Genomic DNA, 17,034 nt, shown 5'->3' on the forward strand with positions numbered 1-17,034 from the left:
TTTCCCGACGGCGGGTCGGGTCGGGTGGGGCGTCAGCCGTGGGCCACGGCTGACACCTGACGTCAGCCGTGTGCCACCGCTGACATCCCGGGCCGCCCCTAGACCTGCGCCGCCGACTCCGGCACGTCCCGGCGCCCGACCGGCACCAGGTCGTCGGCGTGCACGACCTCGCGGCGGTGCTCCGGCGCCAGGTCGCGGGTCTTGCGACCGACGAGCTCCGGCATCTCCTCGGAGTCGAACGCCACGACCCCGCGGGCGACCGTCTCGCCCCGGGGCCCGACGAGGTCGACCACGTCCCCGGCCTCGAAGTCGCCGTCCGACCCGGTGATGCCCGCCGCGAGCAGGGAGCGCCGCCGCGCGGCCGGCCCGGACGTGATGGCCTGCACCGCCCCGTCGTCGAGATGCAGGCGCCCGTGCGAACCGGCCATGTGCCGCAGCCAGAAGCGGCGCGCGGACAGGCGCGGCCCGGTGGGGGCGAACACGGTGCCGACGTCGCCCGGCCCGAGGGCCGCGGCGGCGTGCGCGGCGCCCGCGACGAGGACCGGCACCCCGGCGCCGGAGGCGAGGTCGGCCGCCGCGAGCTTGGAGGCCATCCCGCCCGTGCCGACCGACGAGGCGCCCGGCTTCGCGACCCGCACCGCGGCGAGGTCGGCCATCCCGTGCACCTCGTCGATCATCACCGCGCCCGGGACGCGCGGGTCGTCGTCGTAGACGCCCTCGACGTCGGAGAGCAGTACGAGCGCGTCCGCCCCGACGATGTGCGCGACGAGCGCGGCGAGCCGGTCGTTGTCGCCGAACCGGATCTCGTCGGTGGCCACGGTGTCGTTCTCGTTGACCACCGGGACCACGCCGAGCCCGAGCAGCCGCTCGAACGTCCGCTGCGCGTTCCGGTACGGCGCGCGGCGGACCACGTCGTGGCTGGTCAGCAGGACCTGGCCGACCACCCGCTCGTGGCGCGCGAAGGCGTCCGCGTAGGCCCGGGTGAGGTGGAGCTGGCCGACCGAGGCGGCCGCCTGCTGGGTGGCGAGGTCACGGGGACGGCGGGCGAGCCCGAGCGGCGACAGCCCGGCCGCGATCGCGCCGGAGGACACGAGGATCACCTGGGTCCCGGTCGCCGCCCGCTCCGCGACCGCGTCGACGAGCGCGTCGAGCCGCGAGACGTCGAGCCCGCCGGAGACGCTGGTCAGCGACGACGAGCCGACCTTGACGACCAGCCGCCGCGCCTCCTGCACCACGGCGCGGGCGGAGCCGTTCCCCGTCGCTCCGCTCACTCCTCGTCCCACCCGTAGGAGTCTCCGCCGTCGGCCCACGACGCGACGCCGAGTTCGGTGTCGTCCCGGTGCCGGCGGCGCTCCGACCGGGCGGCCTTGCGCTCGGCCGCCGACGACCGCTCGGCCCGGCCGACGTTGTCCAGGCGCGCGTCGGTCCCGCGGTTGCCGGACTGCACCGGACCGCCGAGCGCCGCCACCCCGGCCGGTGTGGACGGCTCCCAGTCGAAGGTGTGCACCCCGATGGTGACCATGTCCCCCGCCGAGGCGCCGGCCTCCGCGAGGGCCTCCTCCACGCCCAGCTTGGCGAGCCGGTCCGCGAGGTAGCCGACGGCCTCGTCGTTGGCGAAGTCGGTCTGGCGCACCCAGCGCTCGGGCTTCTCGCCGCGCACCAGCCACGCCGGCCCCTCCACGGGGTCGACGGAGGTGTCGGCGACGACGGTGAATCCGGCGTCGTCGACCGCCTTCGGGCGCAGCACCACACGCGGCGGGACGGTGACGAGCGCGGTCCGGCGCGCCTCCTCGACGGCCCCCGCCATGAGGAAGGTGAGCTCCCGCAGGCCGGTGTGCGCGGCGGTCGAGATCTCGACGACGGGCCAGCCGAACGCCTCGACGTCCGGCCGCACCAGCTCGGCGAGGTCCGCCGCGTCGGGCACGTCCATCTTGTTCAGTGCGACGATCCGCGGCCGCTCCGAGAGGTCGGTGCCCAGCGCCGGGGTGTACGCGGCGAGCTCGGCCTCGAGCGCGCGGATGTCGGACACCGGGTCCCGGTCGGTCTCGAAGGTCGCGCAGTCGACGACGTGCACGAGCACCGAGCACCGCTCGATGTGCCGCAGGAAGTCCAGGCCGAGGCCCTTGCCGCCGGAGGCGCCGGGGATGAGGCCCGGCACGTCCGCGACGGTGAAGGTGGTGTCCCCGGCGCTGACGACGCCGAGGTGGGGCGTCAGCGTGGTGAACGGGTAGTCGGCGATCTTGGGCCGGGCGGCGGACAGCGCGGAGACCAGCGACGACTTGCCGGCGCTCGGGAAGCCCAGCAGCCCGACGTCGGCCATCGACCGCAGCTCGAGCACGAGGTCGCGGGAGTCCCCGGGCTCGCCGAGCAGCGCGAACCCGGGCGCCTTGCGGGTCGGGCCGGCGAGCGCGGCGTTGCCCAGGCCTCCACGGCCGCCCGCCACGGCCACGAAGCGCATGCCGGGGACGTTGAGGTCGCCCAGCACCTCACCGTCGGGCGACATCACGACGGTGCCCTCGGGCACGGCGAGCTCGACGTCCTCGGCGTTCGCGCCGTTGCGGAACGCGCCCATGCCGGGACGGCCGTTGCCGGCGACGGCGTGCGGCCGGTGGTGGAAGTCCAGGAGCGTGTGCACCCCCGGGTCCGCGACCAGCACGACGTCGCCGCCGCGCCCGCCGTTGCCCCCGTCCGGGCCGCCGAGCGGGACGAACTTCTCGCGGCGGATCGAGGCGCAGCCGTGCCCACCGGAACCGGCGGTCACGTGGAGCGTCACGCGGTCGACGAAACGAGCCATGATGCCTTCCTGACACAGACGAAGGGGCGGACCCGATTCGGGCCCGCCCCTCGCCTGGTGTGCTGCTGCTGGAAGAGGCTCAGGCCTCGACCGGCACGATGTTGACGTTCTTGCGCCCACCCTTGGTGCCGAAGGTGACGGCGCCCGGGATCAGGGCGAACAGCGTGTCGTCCCCGCCGCGGCCGACGCCGACGCCGGGGTGGAACTTGGTGCCGCGCTGGCGGACGAGGATCTCGCCGGCCTTGACGACCTGGCCGCCGAAGCGCTTGACCCCGAGCCGCTGGGCGTTGGAGTCGCGACCGTTGCGGGAGCTGGATGCACCCTTCTTGTGAGCCATGTGTTCCGCTCCCCTACTTCGAGATGCCGGTGATCTCGACCTGGCTGTAGCGCTGACGGTGGCCGACGCGCCGCTTGTAGCCGGTCTTGTTCTTGTACTTCATGATCTTGATCTTCGGGCCCTTGACCTCACCGCGGACGGTGCCGGTGATCGACACCTTCGCCAGGTCGTCGGCCGAGGACAGGACGGTCGAACCGTCGACGACGAGCACGGGCTGCAGGTCGACCGAGTCGCCGTCCAGCAGCTCCACGTCGAGGACGTCGCCGACCGCGACCTTGTACTGCTTGCCGCCGGTCTTCACGATCGCGTACATCTCGGACGCAGGCTCCTGTCGTACTGGACGTTCTGTCTGGGTCGGGAGGCCCGCCCTCCGGGGCGCCTCACCGTGTGCCGACGTGGTCCACCCCGGCACTGCTCGCTCCACGATACCCGCCCGGTCCGGCTCCCCCGTGGTCGGGGTCGCCGGACCGGCCTCGTGGGATCAGTTCCCGCCGACCGCCACGGGCGGCCCCGCGGGACGGGACGCGCCCCGCCGCCGCTGCCGCTTCGGGGCGGGCTCCGCGTTCCCGACGGCGGGTGCGGTCCCGTCGGGACCGCCGGCGGCGGCCTCGTCGGACTCGATCGACGCCACCGAGACGGTGGACGCCGACGACGTGGAGGCGTCGGCCTCCGCCGCCGCGGGCCGCGGCGGCGCCATGGCCCCGATCCGGCCGGTGATGAACGGCTCCTCCGGCTGGTCGGGCTCCTCCGACGCCGGGCCGGCGGCCACGACGGGCCCGACGGGCCCGGCGGGCTCGGCCGGCTCCACGGGCTCCCCGGAGCGCTCCGAGTCCCCGGCAGCGGCCTCGCCGGCCGGTTCCGGGGTGCCCGTCGACTCCTCGGCGAGGTCGGCCTCGAGCGCGACCTCCGGCTCCTCGGCCACGTCCTCGGTCGCCGCCGACGACGCCACGGTCACGCCGCCCGTGTCGGTCGTGTCGCCCGCGGTCCCGTCGGTCGCCGCCGACTCCTCGGCCAGGTCGGCCTCCAGGGCGACCTCGGGGGCGTCCGCGTCCTCGGCGGTCGCCTCCGCGTCCGGCGTCACCGCCGTGGTGGTCCCGGTGGTCTCCTCGACGGACCCGGTGGACTCCTCGGCGAGCTCGGCCTCGAGCTCCACCTCGGGCTCCTCCGCGTCGTCCGCCGCGGACGAGCGGCGGGCCGCCACGTCGGCGGGGCTCGGCACCGGGCCCTCGTGGCCGTTCGCGCTCGCGACGACGGTGTTCGGCGTCCCGCCCTCGGACGAGGCGCCGCGGCGACCCCGTCCCCGGCGGCGACCCGAGCCCGACCCGTTCGAGCCGTTCGCCCCGGCGGACCCGTTCGAGGTCCCGGCCTCGGGCGCCGGCGCCGCGGCGGCCTTCGTGGACTCGTGGGTGTGGCCGGTGCCGCTCACACCCGTGACCGGCTCGGTCTGCACGATCACACCGCGGCCCTTGCAGTGCTCGCAGACCGTGGAGAACTCGTCGAGCAGGCCCTGACCGACGCGCTTGCGGGTCATCTGCACCAGGCCGAGGGAGGTGACCTCGGCGACCTGGTGGCGGGTGCGGTCGCGGCCCAGGCACTCGGTGAGCCGGCGCAGCACCAGGTCGCGGTTCGACTCCAGGACCATGTCGATGAAGTCGATGACGATCATGCCGCCGATGTCGCGCAGCCGGAGCTGGCGCACGACCTCCTCGGCGGCCTCGAGGTTGTTGCGGGTCACCGTCTCCTCGAGGTTGCCCCCGGAGCCGGTGAACTTGCCGGTGTTGACGTCGACCACCGTCATGGCCTCGGTGCGGTCGATCACCAGCGTGCCGCCCGAGGGCAGCCAGACCTTGCGGTCGAGGGCCTTCATCAGCTGCTCGTCGATCCGGTAGGCGCTGAACACGTCCTCGGGTCCGATGTGGCGCGACAGGCGCGGCACCAGCTCGGGGGCGACGTGCGAGATGTAGCCCTCGAGGGTCTCCCAGGCCTGCTCGCCCGAGATGACCAGCGAGGAGAAGTCCTCGTTGAACATGTCGCGCACGACCCGGATCAGCAGGTCGGGCTCCTCGTGCACGAGCGAGGGCGCCTTCGGGCCGGACTTCTTGCCGTTCTTGCCCTTGCCCTCGGCCGCCTCCCGGCCGGTCTGCTCGATGACCTCCCACTGCGCCGCCAGGCGACGCACGTCGGCCTCGAGCTCGGCCTCCTCGATGCCCTCCGCGGCCGTGCGGATGATGACCCCGGCCTCGTCGGGGACGATCCGCTTGAGGATCTCCTTGAGGCGCTTGCGCTCCGGCTCGGGCAGCTTGCGGCTGATGCCGGTGGCGCCGCCGCCGGGGACGTAGACGAGGAAGCGGCCGGGCAGGCTGATCTGCGTCGTGAGGCGCGCGCCCTTGTGGCCGACCGGGTCCTTGGTCACCTGGACCAGCACCGCGTCGCCCGAGGAGAGGGCGTGCTCGATCTTGCGCTGCTTGCCGTCGAGCCCGGCGGCGTCCCAGTTGACCTCGCCCGCGTAGAGCACCGCGTTGCGCCCGCGGCCGATGTCGACGAACGCCGCCTCCATCGAGGGCAGCACGTTCTGCACGCGGCCGAGGTAGACGTTGCCGACCATCGAGTTCTGGCCGCTGCCCGCGACGAAGTGCTCGACGAGCACGCCGTCCTCGAGGACGCCGATCTGGTTCCGGTCGGCCTGCTGGCGCACGACCATGGTCCGCTCGACGGCCTCGCGACGGGCCAGGAACTCCGATTCCGAGAGGATCGAGGGGCGACGCCGCCCGGCCTCGCGGCCGTCGCGACGACGCTGCCGCTTGGCCTCGAGGCGGGTGGAGCCCTTGACGCCCTTGACCTCGTCGTCGCTGGAGCGGCGCGGCTCCTTGTCGGCCTTGTCGGCCTTGTCCGCCTTCTCCGCCTTCTCGCGGACGTGGGTGACGGTGTTCGGCGGGTCGTCGTTCGACGATGCGGCGTCCGACGAGTCGTCCGACCCGCGGCGGCGACGCCGACGACGACGGCGCGAGGAGCCCGACTCCGAGGAGTCGTCGGACGAGGTGTCGCCCTGGTCCTCGGCGTCGTCGGAGTCCTGGTCGTCGGTGTCCTCGCCGTCCTCGGAGTCCTCGGACTCGTCGGTCGCGTCGTCGTCGCCGTTCGCCTCGTCGCCACCCCGCCCGCGGCCACGACCACGGCGGCCGCGACGACGGCGGCGGCGCCCGGAGTCGTCGTCGGACTCGGAGTCGGTGCCGTCGGCGGCCGGGCCGGACCCGGTGGAGGTGTCCTCGTCGGTCGACTCGTCGGGCGTCGCGCGGTCCTCGCCCGGCTCGCCCTGACCCGGCGTCACGACCCCGGCGGACCGGCTGCCACGGCGCCGGCGACGGCCGCCGCCGGACTCGGCCTCGTCGGTGTCGCCGCCGCCCCGGGCGGGGGTGGCCGCGTCGGGCGCGAGGAAGAGCGCCGCCGGGGCCGCGGGGGCGGCCGTGATCGCCCCGGTGACCCGCGGCTCGGCGTCCGCCGCCGGGTCGTCGAGGGTCAGGTCGGCGGGGATGTCGGGGAGCGTCTCCGGCTGGACCGTGGCCTCGGAGGCCTCGGCGGCGTCCGCCACGGCCTCGGCGGGCGGCGGCTCGCTGGGGAAGAAGTACTCGACGACCTGGGAGACGGTCGCGCGGTCGACGCTGGACTGGGCGCTGCGCGCGGCGACCTCGAGCCGGGCGAGCAGCGCGAGCACCTCACGGCTCGACGAGCCGACCAGCCGCGCGAGGGCGTGGACCCGCAGCTTCTCGGGGAGCGCGGCGAGCGCCGCCTCGTCGGGTCGACCCGGACTGCCCGACGCGGTGTCGGCGGGCTGTGATGACGCCTCGGGGTGTGCGTCGTTCTCGGACATGCAACTCCTTCGGCCCCCGGGCGCGACCTCGCGGTCGCGGCCACACGAGGGCATCGCGTGGTCTCGCCTGGCGGCGGCCGTCCGACGGACGGGCGACCCCCGGGAATCTCCGGGACGTGTCCACCCGGGACGGGGTCAGCGACCGATCGGGTCGCGGTCCGCCTCGAGCGGGTCGAGCAGCGCTCCGTCGTCGTCGAGCCGGCCCTGCGCCGTCCTCGTCGACCTGACGGGGACGGGCGGCTCCAGCCCGGCGACGATACGCAGCGCGCTCACCACGTCGTCGGGTCGTACAGCCGGCGTGGTGTGCCGTACGACCGCCGACAGTGTCCCACACACCGCCGAGCGCGCATGCGTTCGGCGGTCGGTGTCCCGCGTTCCGCGCGTCGGCTCCGCTCCGCTGCGCACCGCCGTGTCCGCCGACGGGCGTGTCGTCCGCGTGTCGTCCCCTGTCGCTTCATCGTTCGGGTGACGCTCGTCGTGCGCGTCCGTGACGTCGTCGACGGCATCCCGCGACGGTTCCGCCGGCGGGTCCTCGACGACCAGCGACACGAGCGCCGAGCGGACGTCGAGGGTCCGCGGACCGTTCTTGGTCATCCGCTCGACCTCGACGACGTCGGAGTCCAGCAGCGCCGCCACGGCGTCACCGAGGTCGGCCGGGGCCACCCCGGGCAGCTCGATCCGCCAGGACGAGCCGTCGATCCGGTCGGCGAGGGCGCCCGGCCCGGACCGCACGACGTCCAGGACGACGAGGCCCTCCGGCAGCACCGCCCCGACCTCGCGGGCGACCGCCGCGGGGTCCAGGTCGACGGTCAGCCCGATCTCGACGAACTCGGCCTCGCTCGCCGCGCCCGTCGGCGACGCCCCGATCCACGACAGGCGCGGGTGCGGGCTGAACCCCTGGGACAGCGAGACGGGCACGCCCGCGCGGCGCAGCGCCCACTCCATCGCCCGGGCGACGTCGCGGTGGGAGCTGAACCGGGCGCGGCCGCGCTTCGCGAACCGCATCCGCACCTTCGCCACGGTCGGCGCCGATGGGTGCGCGGCCTCGCCCTTGTAGCTCATCGCGGGTCCTGCCCCGTCGCTCCGCCCGCCCCGGACAGCCTCGGGTTGTGCACCGGCGTCGAGGTCCGGGTCTCCACCGGCGTCAGCGGCAGCATCCGGCCCGGGGCCATCTCCCCCGCCGTCGGGCCGATCTGGATCTCGGTGCCCATCTGCGGGCAGACGCCGCAGTCGAAGCACGGCGTCCAGCGGCAGTCGTCCTGCTCCCGGGAGTCCAGCGCGTCCTGCCAGTCGTCCCAGAGCCAGCCCCGGTCCAGACCGGAGTCGAGGTGGTCCCAGGGCAGGACCTCGTGCTCGTCGCGCTCGCGGGTGGTGAACCAGAACAGGTCCACCCCCTGCGACGGGAGCTGCTGGGCGGCCGCGGTCTCCCAGCGCTCGAACGAGAAGTACTCGCTCCAGCCGTCGAAGTGCCCGCCGTCGCGCCAGACCGCCTCGATCACGCGCCCGACCCGGCGGTCGCCGCGGGAGAGCAGTCCCTCGATCAGCGAGGGCTGCCCGTCGTGGTAGCGCAGGCCGACGTTGCGGCCCAGCGACCGGTCGGAGTTGATCGCCTCGCGGAGCTTGCGCAGCCGGTCGTCGACGACCTCGGGCGCGGTCTGCGCCGCCCACTGGAACGGGGTGTGCGGCTTGGGCACGAAGGCGCCGATCGACACCGTGGCCCGCACGTCCCCGCGGCCGGCCGCCTTGCGCCCGGTGCGGACGACTTCGTGGGCCATGGCCGCGATCTGCAGCACGTCCTCGTCGGTCTCGGTGGGCAGACCGCACATGAAGTACAGCTTCACCTGGCGCCAGCCGTGCTCGTAGGCCGTCGCCACGGTGGCGATGAGCTCCTCTTCGGAGACCATCTTGTTGATCACCCGGCGGAGCCGCTCCGAGCCGCCCTCGGGCGCGAAGGTCAGCCCCGACCGCCGTCCGGAGCGGGTCAGCTCCTCGGCGAGGTCGACGTTGAAGGCGTCCACGCGGGTGGAGGGCAGCGAGAGGCCCGTGCCGGTGCCCTCGTAGCGGTCGGCGAGGCCCTTCGCGATCTCGCCGATCTCCGAGTGGTCGGCGCTGGACAGCGAGAGCAGGCCCACCTCGGAGTAGCCCGACGCGGCGAGCCCGGACTCGACCATCTCCGAGACGCCCTGCTTGGAGCGCTCGCGCACCGGCCGCGTGATCATCCCGGCCTGGCAGAACCGGCAGCCGCGCGTGCAGCCGCGGAAGATCTCCACGCTCATCCGCTCGTGGACGGTCTCCGCCATCGGGACGAGCGGCTTCTTCGGGTACGGCCAGTCGTCGAGGTCGCTGGTGGTGCGCTTGTGGATGCGCTCCGGCGCCGCCGGCGAGGTCGGTCGCACGGCGGCGATGGAGCCGTCGTCGTGGTAGTCGACGGCGTAGAGCGCGGGGACGTAGACGCCCGGGACGCCGGCGAGCCGCTCGAGCGTCTCGTGGCGCGAGAGGCCCTCCGCCTTCGCCGCCCGGACGACGTCGGTGATGTCCCCGACGACCTCCTCGCCGTCCCCGAGCGCGACGAGGTCGACGAAGTCGGCGATCGGCTCCGGGTTGAAGGCGGCGTGGCCGCCCGCGAGCACGAGCGGGTGCTCGGCGGACCGGTCGGCGGCGTGCAGGGGCACGCCGGCGAGGTCGAGGATCTCGAGCAGGTTCGTGTAGCCGAGCTCGGTCGCGAACGAGACGCCGAGGACGTCGAACGCCGCGACGGGGCGGTGCGCGTCCACCGTGAACTGCGGGACGCCGTGCTCGCGCATCAGCGCGGCGAGGTCCGGCCACACCGCGTACGTGCGCTCGGCCAGGGCGTCCGGGCGCTCGTTGAGGACCTCGTAGAGGATCATGAGGCCCTGGTTCGGGAGGCCGACCTCGTAGGCGTCGGGGTAGCAGAGCGCCCAGTGGACGTCGGCGTCCTCCCACGGCGTCACCGTCGCGTTGCGCTCACCGCCGACGTACTGCACGGGCTTGCGCACCCGGGGCAGCAGCGGCTCGAGCCGGTCGTACACCGACTCCGGCGCGGTCGACAGATCGAGGGACATGGTTCTCCAGGGTAAACGTGACCGTGAACCGCCCTGCGCGCGCGGGCGAACGATCTCCCGTGACCGGCACCGAGCGCGTCGTCCGCTCCGGCGACCTGCGGATCTGCACGACGACGACGGGCTCGCCCGACGATCCGGCCGTCCTGCTGATCATGGGCCTCGGGCTGAGCTACGACTGGTGGCGCGAGGACTTCTGCGCGGCGCTCGCCGCCCGCGGCCGGTACGTCGTCCGGTTCGACAACCGCGACGTCGGCCGCTCCTCCCACGTCACCGGGGCCGGCATCTCGCCGTGGGGCTTCCTGACGCGGCGCGCCCGCCCGGTCTACTCGCTGGGCGACATGGCCGACGACGCGGCGGCGGTGATCGCCGAGCTCGTGCCCGCCGGCCGGGCGCACGTCGTGGGGGCGTCCCTGGGCGCGATGGTGGCCCAGGAGGTCGCGATCCGGCACCCGGACCGGACCCTGTCCCTGACGTCGATCATGGGCCGCCCCGGCGACGGCCGGACCGGGAAGGTCTCGTGGCGCCGGGTCCCCGACTTCCTGCGGCCGCCCGCGTCCGACCCCGTCGAGGACATGGTCCGCACGTTCCGCCGCATCGGGTCCACGACCCGCACCGCGGAGGACGACGAGGACGTGCGCGTGACGATGCGCCGCGCCGCCGGCCGGGAGGCGACGGTGGCGCACGACGGGCAGGGCGGCGGTCGTCAGCTCGCCGCGTGCGTGGGCGAGCGCGACCGCACGGCCGACCTGCACGGACTGCGGATGCCCGCGCTCGTGATCCACGGGGCCGCGGACACGGTCATCCGTCCCGACGGTGGCCGGGCCACCGCCGCCGCCATCCCCGGCGCCGAGCTGCTCGAGCTGCCGGGGATGGGTCACGACCTCGCGCGGGCCTCGTGGCCCGCCGTCGTGGACGGGATCGTCCGGGTCTCCGGGATCAGCCGAACCAGAGCTTGATCTCGCGCTCGGCCGACTCCGGCGAGTCCGAACCGTGCACGATGTTCGAGCCGGTCTCGAGCGCCAGGTCCCCGCGCAGCGAGCCGGGCGTGGCCTTCTCCACCGGGTCGGTGCCGCCCGCGATCTGCCGGAACGCGGCGATCGCCCGCGGGCCCTCGACGACCATCGCGGCGACCGGACCGGAGGTGATGAACTCGATGAGCTCCCCGAAGAAGGGGCGCTCGGCGTGCTCGGCGTAGTGCTGCTCGGCCACCGACCGCTCGACGTTCTTCAGCTCCAGCGAGACCAGCCGCAGGCCCTTGCGCTCGATGCGCGAGACGACCTCACCGACCAGTCCGCGCTGCACGCCGTCCGGCTTCACCAGCACCAGGGTGCGCTCGTCGGACACGGCGCTCCTCTCTGTTCACTCTCGACTGTCCGCGACGAGCCTACTGAGACCGCCGTCGCACGTTCCGTCCGGCTCCGGCGGGGGCGGGAGCCGCAGGGGGCGCGGCATCCCCAGCCGTGGTTCCGGGTCCCATCGCTCGTAGGCACGCGAGACCCAGCGCACCACGTCGTCGGCGGCCACGCGGGCGCCGGGCCGGATCACCTCCCACCCGATCGCCCGTGCCCGCGCCCACCCGTCGCGGTCCCCGCCCAGCCCGACGCGGGCCTCCGGCCAGGCCAGGGCGAGACGCGCGACGAGGCCGCCGTCGGTGTCGAGCAGGCGCTGCTCGACCACCGGGACGGGCAGGCCACGCGCGAGGAGCCGCACCCGGCGTCGGGACGCCTCGTCGTCCGGGCTCCGCGGATCGACCCACGCGAGCACCGGTTCCACGGCCCGGACCTCGCGATCCCCGCGATGGGCGGCAGCGACGGCACGGACGTCGTCGGGAGCGAGGCCGGTGCGCCGGGTGAGCGCGTCGAGGGCGACGACCGCCTCGCCGCGCGGGAGCCATCGGGCGAGGTCGTAGGCGGCGCGCGCGGGGGTGGAGGAGCGGAGCCCCCCGCGGTGCTCGGTGAGCTCCTCCGGAGGCAGGTCGAGACGGTGCAGGCGCACGCCCGGGCAGGACCGCCGGCCACCCGGACCGACGGCGAGATCGACGGTGACGTCGAGCGGGTCGTCCGGGGAGCCCCACAGCGCCGCGGCCGCCGTCCCCAGGACCACCGCACGAGGGTGGAGGAGCGCCGCGCCCGCCGCACGCACCGCCATGGTGACGACGGTGTCGCGACCCACCGACACGCCCGGGAAGAGCGATGTGAAGCGGCCGTCGACGACGTGATGACGCGTGAACGCCCCGGAGGCGATCAGGTCGGCATGGCGGAAGGGTCTGCTGGTGTCCACACCGGCTCGGACTCCGCCGCGGGCGGCACGGTTCCACCCTGTTCGGGCTGCTAGGCAGTTGATCATGTCGAGCGCGACGTCGCGGATGTCGCACTCGGCATGATCATCTGCCTAGCGGGTCCGGCAGGGGATCCTCGGGGACGCGCTGCTCGACGTCGTCGAGGTCGAGCGCGTCGACATCGACCTCGACCTCGATCGCGGTCCGCCGGGCACGCCGGACCTCACGCGTCTTGTCCCGCGAGCGCTGGGCGCGACGGGCACGGTTGTCGGACCCCATCACCCCACCCTCGCAGGTCAACGGGACGCGAACCAGGCCTCCTGCCGACGGATCACCTCGCGGCGCATCCAGAGCATCAGGCCCCAGACCAGGCAGAAGATCAGCCCGAGGACGCCCAGCGAGGGTGAGAGCACCCAGCCCAGGAGCATCAGGACCTGCAGCCCGACGGCGAACGCCAGACCCCACGGCCTCAGGATCACCACGCAGCCGACCACCATGCCGACGGTCAGCACGATCACGAGCACGAGTTTCGCCGCGGTGATGCCGCCCTCGACGTAGTTCATCACCGGCAGCACGAGCGGCACCGCGATGGCCTCGAGGACCAGGCACGCCGACGCCGGCCCGCGGAAGGCCCGACGGGGGTCCGGCGGGCGCAGCGGCTCGTCCGGGGTCTCCTCCGGGGCGGTCATGCGGGCTCCCGTCCGAGCAGCGTGCGGGCCTCGCCGGCCGCGACCACGGAGCCGATGACGAGGACACCGCCGCCGGCGGTCGCCCCGTCGTCGGAGGTCTCCTCGGACATCGAGATCGCGGTCTCGAGGGCCGCGTCCATCCGGGTCTCGACGACGACGCGCTCGGACCCGAAGCGGGCGACCGCGAGCGCCCCCAGCCGGTCGGGGTCCATCGCCCGGGGCGAGGACATCCCGGTCACGACGATCTCGTCGAGGATCGGCTCCAGTGCGGCGAGGATCCCGTCGGCGTCCTTGTCCCCCATGATCGCGACGACGCCGACGAGGCGCCGGAAGGAGAACTCGGCCTTGACCGCGGCGGCCGCCGCGGCCGCGCCGTGCGGGTTGTGGGCCGCGTCCACGACCACGGTCGGCGCCGAGCGCAGCCGCTCCAGCCGGCCGGGCACGCGGACGGCGGCGAAGGCGTCCCGCACCGCCTCGAGGTCCAGGCGGCGCGAGGATCCGGCCCCGAAGAAGGCCTCGACCGCGGCCAGCGCGAGCGCGGCGTTGCCGGCCTGGTGCTCGCCGAACAGCGGCAGGTAGATGTCGTCGTACTCGCCGCCGAGGCCCTGCAGACGCAGCTGCTGGCCGCCGACCGCGACGGAGCGCTCCAGGACCCCGAACTCGATCCCCGAGCGCGCGACCTCGGCGTCGACCTCCACCGCCCGCTCGAGCAGCACCTGCGCGACCTCGGGCGTCTGCTGCGCGAGCAGCGCCACCGAGCCCGGCTTGATGATGCCCGCCTTCTCCCGGGCGATCCCGAGGATGTCCGAGCCGAGGTAGTCCTGGTGGTCGAGCCCGATCGGGGTGATCGCGGCGACGGCCGCGTCGGCGACGTTGGTGGCGTCCCAGGACCCGCCGAGGCCGGTCTCGATCACGCCGACGTCGACCGGCGCGTCCGCGAAGGCCGCGAACGCCATCGCGGTGAGCACCTCGAACTTCGAGCAGTGCACGCCGTCCACGCCGTCCCGGGCCCGGTCGACCACCCCGACGTACGGCGCGATCTCCTGCCACGTCTCGACGTAGCGCCGGGCGGAGATCGGGCGCCCGTCGAGGGCGATCCGCTCGGTGACCCGCTGCAGGTGGGGGCTGGTGTACCGGCCGGTCCGCGGACCGATCCGGGTCAGCAGCGCGTCGATCATGCGGGTCACGGACGACTTGCCGTTGGTGCCCGCGACGTGGACGACCGGGTAGGAGCGTTGCGGCTCGCCGAGGACGTCGCACAGCGCGCGGATCCGGTCGAGCGAGGGCGCGATCCGCGTCTCCGGCCATCGCTGGTCGAGCTGGGCCTCGACCTCGCGCAGCGCCGCGAGGTCCTCGGCGGTGTCGTGCTCGGCCGCGGGCACGGCGTCCGGGTCGGGCCCGGTGCGGACCATGGCGTCCGCCAGGGCGCCGCCGCCCGCCGTCGTGTCACCGCCCGCGGCGGCGAGGAGCTGGGCGATCTCGTCCGGGTCGGTGTCGCCCGCGGCGTCCGTGTCGTCGCCGCCGAAGGTGTGGGGCTCGTAGCGCATCGAACCCGATCCTACGGCGCGGTCAGAACAGGGCCGGAATCTTGATCACGAGCTGGTAGACCCCGTAGAGGAACGGGATCAGCACCCACAGCCAGGCCAGCACCATCAGCACCGACCGGGACCCCGTCGCCTGGCTCATCGCGCCGCCTCCTCGTGCACCCGGTCGTCGGTGCGGACGTAGTGCTTCGGGTCGACCGGCCGGATGAGCTCGTTCGAGATGAACCCGACGACCAGCAGACCGATCATGATCATGAAGGACACGCTGTACTTGCCCGGCCCGGGGACGTCGCCCTGGGCGTCGACGATCGCGTTGACCACCAGGGGCCCGAGCACCCCGGCCGCCGACCACGCCGTCAGGAGCCGGCCGTGGATCGCGCCGACCTGGTAGGTGCCGAAGAGGTCCTTCAGGTAGGCGGGCACCGTCGCGAACCCGGCGCCGTAGAAGGACAGGATGAGCAGCGAGGCGATGAGGAAGACGATCTTGTTGCCCTCGCCGATCGTCAGGATGACCAGGTAGAGCAGCGCGCCGACGCCGAGGTACATCCGGTAGATGTTCTTGCGGCCGATGACGTCCGAGGCCGACGACCACACGAACCGGCCGAGCATGTTGGCCAGCGACAGGATCGAGACGAACGCGCCCGCGGCCGCGGCGATCACCGTCGCCGGGCCGGTCTCGGCGAAGAAGTCCTGGTAGATCGGGTTGGCCCGCTCCAGCAGCCCGATGCCGGCCGTGACGTTGAAGCACAGCACGACCCAGAGGAACCAGAACTGCGGCAGCTTGATCGCCGTCGCCGCCGACACCGCGACCTCGTCGCTCGCCGCCTGCTTCGACTGCTGCGGCGGGTTCGGCGGCGTCCAGTCGTCGGCGGGCACGCGGACGAGCAGCCAGCCCACCGACATGAAGATCGCGTAGCCGATGCCCATGACGAGGAAGGTCGCGCCCAGTCCGCCGGGCGTGGTGCCGAACGCCGCGAGCAGGTTGGTCTCGATCGGCGCGGCGATGAGCGCGCCGCCGCCGAAGCCCATGATGGCGATGCCGGTGGCCATGCCGGGACGGTCCGCGAACCACTTCATCAGCGTGGAGACCGGCGAGATGTAGCCGATGCCGAGGCCGATGCCGCCGAAGAAGCCGTAGCCGATCACGACCAGCCAGAACTGGGACAGGAAGAGCCCGACGGCCGAGATGAGGAAGCCGGCCGAGAAGAAGCACATCGACACGAACATCGCCCAGCGCGGACCGCGCCGTTCGACGGTGGTGCCACCGAAGGCCGCCGACAGGCCGAGCATGACGATCGCGAGCTGGAAGGGCAGCGCCGTCGCCGTGCCGGAGAGGTCGAGCCCCTCACCCAGCCCGGTCTTCAGGTTGCTCCACGCGTAGGCCTGACCGATGGAGAGGTGCACGGCGAGGGCCGCGGGCGGGACGAGCCAGCGGCTCCACCCCGGCGGTGCGACGATGGCCGAGCGGTCCAGGAATCCCAACGCGACCTCCACTGTGCGCAACCGAGTGTGATCGGTGTGTGACCGCTGCACTATCGCACCGGTGGGGACAATCAGCCATTCGGGACGAAGGAGGTGGTTCCGGTGGGCAGGGTGACCGTCCGTCGACCCGTGGTCCGGGTCCGGGAGCGCGGGGTGTCCCGCCGTCCGGACGCGCTCGCGGCGGAGGAACCGCTCGAGATCCGCATCGAGGGGAAGCCGCTGGCGGTGACGATGCGGACGCCGGGGCACGACGTCGAGCTCGCCCACGGCTTCCTGCTGACCGAGGGCGTGATCACCTCGGCCGACGACATCGCCACGGCGCGCTACTGCGACTCGGTCGACGACACCGGCCGCAACACCTACAACGTGCTCGACCTCGCGCTCGCGCCCGGCGTCGCACCGCCGGACGACTCCGTCGAGCGCCGCTTCTACACGACCTCGAGCTGCGGGGTGTGCGGGAAGGCCTCGCTCGACGCGGTCCGCACCCGCACCGCCTTCTCCCCCGCCGACGACCCGGTGACGATCGACGCCGACGTGCTCTTCGGACTCCCCGACGCCCTGCGCGCCGCGCAGAAGGTCTTCGACTCCACGGGGGGCCTGCACGGGGCCGGGCTCTTCCGGGCCGACGGGACGCTGCTCGCGGTCCGGGAGGACGTGGGCCGGCACAACGCGGTGGACAAGGTCGTCGGGCACGCCCTGCTCTCCGGGGCCGTCCCCGCCGCCGGTACCGTGCTGATGGTCTCGGGGCGCGCGTCGTTCGAGCTGACCCAGAAGGCCGTCATGGCCGGCATCCCGGCCCTGGCCGCCGTGTCGGCACCGTCGTCGCTCGCCGCCGAGATGGCCGAGGACGCGGGCATGACCCTGGTCGGCTTCCTCCGTGGCCGCTCGATGAACATCTACGCCGGGGCGTCCCGGATCACGGGGATCGACGAGGATCCCCGGTAACGTCACCCGGCGCCACG

At 73.9% G+C, this 17,034-nt stretch carries 16 protein-coding genes; 2 read left to right on the plus strand and 14 right to left on the minus strand.

The window, feature by feature from the left end:
* Positions 1-98: 98 nt before the first annotated feature.
* The 7 genes from proB to LN037_RS06530 form a co-directional block, all read right to left on the minus strand.
* A complete protein-coding gene (gene proB / locus LN037_RS06500; RefSeq protein ID WP_230750958.1) occupies positions 99-1,271 on the minus strand; it encodes a glutamate 5-kinase in 1,173 nt (390 codons plus the stop codon).
* Positions 1,268-2,794, minus strand: a complete 1,527-nt coding sequence (obgE, locus tag LN037_RS06505) for a GTPase ObgE (RefSeq protein WP_230750959.1) — start codon at positions 2,792-2,794, stop codon at positions 1,268-1,270. The genes proB and obgE overlap by 4 nt, the downstream gene beginning before the upstream one ends.
* Before the next feature lie 79 nt (positions 2,795-2,873).
* A complete protein-coding gene (rpmA, locus tag LN037_RS06510; protein WP_230750960.1) occupies positions 2,874-3,131 on the minus strand; it encodes a 50S ribosomal protein L27 in 258 nt (85 codons plus the stop codon).
* A 13-nt stretch (positions 3,132-3,144) separates the two neighbouring features.
* Positions 3,145-3,444 (minus strand): 50S ribosomal protein L21, encoded by a 300-nt coding sequence (rplU, locus tag LN037_RS06515; protein ID WP_230750962.1) that lies wholly within the window; start codon positions 3,442-3,444, stop codon positions 3,145-3,147.
* 168 nt (positions 3,445-3,612) lie between these two features.
* Positions 3,613-6,996, minus strand: a complete 3,384-nt coding sequence (locus LN037_RS06520; RefSeq protein ID WP_230750963.1) for a translation initiation factor IF-2 N-terminal domain-containing protein — start codon at positions 6,994-6,996, stop codon at positions 3,613-3,615.
* 135 nt (positions 6,997-7,131) lie between these two features.
* On the minus strand, positions 7,132-8,058 hold the full coding sequence (locus LN037_RS06525; protein ID WP_230750965.1) for a TIGR03936 family radical SAM-associated protein: 927 nt from the start codon (positions 8,056-8,058) through the stop codon (positions 7,132-7,134).
* A complete protein-coding gene (locus LN037_RS06530) occupies positions 8,055-10,079 on the minus strand; it encodes a TIGR03960 family B12-binding radical SAM protein (RefSeq protein WP_230750967.1) in 2,025 nt (674 codons plus the stop codon). Before LN037_RS06530 ends, LN037_RS06525 begins: the two co-directional genes overlap by 4 nt.
* Positions 10,080-10,138: 59 nt before the next feature.
* On the opposite strand from LN037_RS06530, the gene LN037_RS06535 reads away from it, so the two are divergent.
* Entirely contained in the window at positions 10,139-11,035 is an 897-nt protein-coding gene (locus tag LN037_RS06535; RefSeq protein ID WP_230750968.1) for an alpha/beta fold hydrolase, read from the plus strand.
* Here LN037_RS06535 and ndk read toward each other — a convergent pair.
* The 7 genes from ndk to LN037_RS06565 all read right to left on the minus strand — a co-directional run bounded on the left by ndk (position 11,016) and on the right by LN037_RS06565 (position 16,084).
* Positions 11,016-11,423: a nucleoside-diphosphate kinase gene (gene ndk, locus LN037_RS06540; RefSeq protein ID WP_230750970.1), complete on the minus strand. Its 408-nt coding sequence runs from the start codon at positions 11,421-11,423 to the stop codon at positions 11,016-11,018. The two genes, LN037_RS06535 and ndk, sit on opposite strands and share 20 nt — an antisense overlap.
* Before the next feature lie 15 nt (positions 11,424-11,438).
* Positions 11,439-12,359: a hypothetical protein gene (locus LN037_RS06545; protein WP_230750972.1), complete on the minus strand. Its 921-nt coding sequence runs from the start codon at positions 12,357-12,359 to the stop codon at positions 11,439-11,441.
* Positions 12,360-12,462: 103 nt separating this feature from the next.
* Entirely contained in the window at positions 12,463-12,636 is a 174-nt protein-coding gene (locus LN037_RS06550) for a hypothetical protein (protein ID WP_230750974.1), read from the minus strand.
* Between the two features lie 17 nt (positions 12,637-12,653).
* Entirely contained in the window at positions 12,654-13,046 is a 393-nt protein-coding gene (locus tag LN037_RS06555; RefSeq protein ID WP_230750975.1) for a DUF4233 domain-containing protein, read from the minus strand.
* Entirely contained in the window at positions 13,043-14,593 is a 1,551-nt protein-coding gene (gene folC / locus LN037_RS06560; RefSeq protein ID WP_305058215.1) for a bifunctional tetrahydrofolate synthase/dihydrofolate synthase, read from the minus strand. Before folC ends, LN037_RS06555 begins: the two co-directional genes overlap by 4 nt.
* A 22-nt stretch (positions 14,594-14,615) precedes the next feature.
* Positions 14,616-14,732 carry an MFS transporter small subunit gene (locus tag LN037_RS34115; RefSeq protein ID WP_433802385.1) on the minus strand — a complete coding sequence of 39 codons (117 nt, stop codon included), beginning with the start codon at positions 14,730-14,732 and terminating at the stop codon, positions 14,616-14,618.
* The gene (locus LN037_RS06565; RefSeq protein ID WP_230750977.1) at positions 14,729-16,084 is read right to left on the minus strand and encodes an OFA family MFS transporter; all 1,356 of its coding nucleotides are present in this window, start codon (positions 16,082-16,084) and stop codon (positions 14,729-14,731) included. Before LN037_RS06565 ends, LN037_RS34115 begins: the two co-directional genes overlap by 4 nt.
* 90 nt (positions 16,085-16,174) lie before the next feature.
* Between LN037_RS06565 and fdhD the strand changes: the two genes are divergently transcribed.
* The gene (gene fdhD / locus LN037_RS06570) at positions 16,175-17,017 is read left to right on the plus strand and encodes a formate dehydrogenase accessory sulfurtransferase FdhD (RefSeq protein WP_230750978.1); all 843 of its coding nucleotides are present in this window, start codon (positions 16,175-16,177) and stop codon (positions 17,015-17,017) included.
* Positions 17,018-17,034: the final 17 nt, after the last annotated feature.

This window comes from Actinomycetospora soli, from assembly GCF_021026295.1.
Lineage (GTDB): Bacteria > Actinomycetota > Actinomycetes > Mycobacteriales > Pseudonocardiaceae > Actinomycetospora > Actinomycetospora soli.